Annotated in this window: 4 protein-coding genes and 1 pseudogene; all 5 read right to left on the bottom strand. The window is 31.6% G+C overall.

Annotation, left to right across the window (positions count from 1 at the left end; genetic code table 11):
- Positions 1 to 355: 355 nt before the first annotated feature.
- Positions 356 to 760, bottom strand: a complete 405-nt coding sequence (locus RV15_RS18280; RefSeq protein ID WP_071879415.1) for a hypothetical protein — start codon at positions 758 to 760, stop codon at positions 356 to 358.
- 221 nt (positions 761 to 981) lie between these two features.
- The gene (locus RV15_RS18275; RefSeq protein WP_071879414.1) at positions 982 to 1,359 is read right to left on the bottom strand and encodes a hypothetical protein; all 378 of its coding nucleotides are present in this window, start codon (positions 1,357 to 1,359) and stop codon (positions 982 to 984) included.
- Positions 1,360 to 1,374: 15 nt separating this feature from the next.
- Positions 1,375 to 1,782 (bottom strand): hypothetical protein, encoded by a 408-nt coding sequence (locus tag RV15_RS18270; protein ID WP_217265842.1) that lies wholly within the window; start codon positions 1,780 to 1,782, stop codon positions 1,375 to 1,377.
- A 433-nt stretch (positions 1,783 to 2,215) separates the two neighbouring features.
- A complete protein-coding gene (locus RV15_RS18265) occupies positions 2,216 to 2,620 on the bottom strand; it encodes a phosphoribosylaminoimidazole synthetase (protein WP_071879413.1) in 405 nt (134 codons plus the stop codon).
- 10 nt (positions 2,621 to 2,630) lie between these two features.
- A pseudogene (locus RV15_RS18260) lies at positions 2,631 to 2,831 on the bottom strand (hypothetical protein); the annotation flags it as partial.

Here is a 2,831-nt window from a genome sequence, read left to right as displayed (position 1 = left end):
AACCCGTCCATTTCTTATCCGCCGTATCGCAAACTTTCTTGATTCGAACGGTTGCCATCATACGAGTGGCTTGTGCGCGTTGAACTTGTACTTAATAGCGATAAGTTGTACATTGATAATACAACACTTGATTATATTTCTGATACCCTAAAGATTGCCCACCCTACCTCTGATATAATTGACACCAACATCATTGTGCTGTGGTCATATATTATTTTACTCTTGTATATTTAACTTTATTAGTTGATATTCTTTATAGATATCTTATGTATATAGTTAGAGTAGCTGTATAGCTACTCTAACCTTCGATGACTTACTCATTCCAAATCTAACTTACACTTACCTTACTAAATTTTTAAAATACCTTTTCTATTCTTATTTCAGGATCCTTCAAAGATAAGATATCAACAACATCATCCGGTGTATAAATACAATAATGTGTCACATCTTTTTTAGAATTAACACCAAAACTCTCTTTTTCCAACCAATCTGCAAAATCAGAGTTTTCAATAATAAATAATGGTGAATTTTTAAAGAAATCTTTACCATATTTATAGAGCAATCTATCTGTTGTTTTCCAACGTTGAGACTCGTCAGAATATCTTGTTAGAATAACTGCATAATGGAAATCGATTATAAGTTTGATATCGTCATTTCCTAACTCAATTATTGTTCCATTTGTATCATATGTTACTTTTTCTAACTCATATTCGCCTTTTGGAACATCTGCAATATTCAAACTCTTCCATTCTTCGTTCATAACCTCTCTCCTACTTATATCTAATTTTTGTAATTTAGCCCTCTAGATACAGAAGAAAATAGACTTTCCCGTATCAACTTTATTGGTTAACTCATTATGAAGTAAGTTGTAAAGAACACACTATTTACTTCAAACTTTTCAAATTTTATTCTAGATATGGAGATTTCATTACTTCGACATATGTCTAAATAAAAGATGTTTATTATCATGTTGAATAAAAATTAATCAGTTTCATTTAAATTAATTTTGTAAACGTTAATTTTTTTACACCATACCTCTACATTCAAGGGCCACATATTAATTTTACAGGTGTAAAATGTGTTTCCCCCTTCAAAAACCTCTCCTACTGTTACATCCTGAAGAAAATAAGGTATTTGTCCAAAAGACATATCTTTTACTTTTCTTAATTTATCATATGTCTTATCATGATCAATAAGTGTTCGATAACACTCTAAAAATTCATATTTTATTCCCTTTTCTTTTGTATCTTCATAAACTAATATAACTTCATCTGAAAAATAATTACATTCTAGCTCTAAAGCTCTAGAATCCCAATAATAATACTCATCAATTAGTTTTTGAATTTTTTGTACATTCATTTTATCGCTACCTCTCTATTTTAACGGTATATGTGCATCCGGACTCTTTTTATCGACAATATTTCCGTTTTCATCCAAAGGGTTGTCATTTTTATCAAAATAATGCTTATGATCATAGTTAGTTACTTTATCAGGTGGGTCTACCCTAACTCTAATTTTACCATTTCCATCTCTTATATGAACACGTCCATTATGATTAGTTGCTGTCCAACCATCTGGTAGATTATTTTCGTCTACATCATTTAAATCTTCTCCATCACTATTCCATGATCTATCATCAGCGCTACCTCCCAGTGCCTCACTAGCAGACTGGAATATCTTTCCAATACTAACAGCATTCTTTGCCCAATCTAACGTATTCTTCGCTTTTCCCAGTAAACCTAGTGCGCCTCCGCCAGGGATAAAGAGGGTTTCATTTTTCATTATTTTAGATTTGCCATATTTCTTCTCAAACTCTTTTAACTGCTCTTCGCTACTTTTCTTACCTGTCCATTTCTTATCTGCCGTATCACTAACTTTCTTGATTCGAACAGTTGCTATTCTACGAGTTGCTTGCGCGCGTTGAACTTGAATCTGGTATCGATAAGCCGCACTTTGGTGATATAAGGCTTGGCTGTATGTCTGATAACCTACGGATTGCTCATTTCTTCCTCGGATATAATTGACACCGACATAACTACAGTGTTGAAAATTCCTTTTTATGTTTAATTTCCTTTTAAAGAATTTACATTCAATCCTATAAGTTTATGTCTTTGTTTAAATTACAATTTTTATGTATACAGTCAGAGTAAACTATAATTGCTCAGTTACTCTGACTTTTATAATCTTCTTATAACAGACTAGAAATCAAATTAATTTACGTATACTCAATAAATTCATCGATCTCCTTTTTCCTTTTTAAAAATATCCTTTTGGCTTCATCTGTTCGTTCAATTAAATCATCGTAATGATTATCTGTTAGAACCATTTCTTTATAGCCCCATAATGCACTGATAACTGAGTCTTCCTCATAATTATAATACCACTCTAAATGAACTTGATGATCGATTACTTCAAATAGTTCTGCTGGGTACCATGATGGTAAATTTTCATAAGTTCCTATAATCAGATAACCTAAAACATTATTATATATATGCTGCCCATAGATAGTATATATATCGTCTTTTTTCAATGGATACTTCACTTGTTCAGTATCTCTAGAATTACTCATCGTAAATTTGTTCAAACCCATACCTGTTGTTGATAAACATTTTACTTTCATTACTTATCCCCTATTCTTTAAATTTAACATCATCAATTTGACCAGTTCTAGGATTATATTGATAATGAATTTCATTTCCGTTAATATTTCTAGCTCTCTTTTCCCAGCCATCTGCTGCAGGCCATCTTGGATCGGTATTTTTACCTTTTAATTCTTTGCCTTCTAAAGGATTATTCATCGCTTCTTCCATTGCCAATTCTTCATCCAAATC

The sequence above is a fragment of the Enterococcus silesiacus genome (assembly GCF_001886225.1).
Lineage (GTDB): Bacteria > Bacillota > Bacilli > Lactobacillales > Enterococcaceae > Enterococcus_L > Enterococcus_L silesiacus.
This window is presented reverse-complemented; position numbering and strand designations above follow the sequence as displayed.

What these genes read in the sequence shown, in the direction of transcription:
- RV15_RS18280 (WP_071879415.1), bottom strand. Translation starts at nt 760, where the DNA reads ATGAACGAAGAATGGAAGAGTTTGAATATTGCAGATGTTCCAAAAGGC.
- RV15_RS18275 (WP_071879414.1), bottom strand. Translation starts at nt 1,359, where the DNA reads ATGAATGTACAAAAAATTCAAAAACTAATTGATGAGTATTATTATTGG.
- RV15_RS18270 (WP_217265842.1), bottom strand. Translation starts at nt 1,782, where the DNA reads ATGAAAAATGAAACCCTCTTTATCCCTGGCGGAGGCGCACTAGGTTTA.
- RV15_RS18265 (WP_071879413.1), bottom strand. Translation starts at nt 2,620, where the DNA reads ATGAAAGTAAAATGTTTATCAACAACAGGTATGGGTTTGAACAAATTT.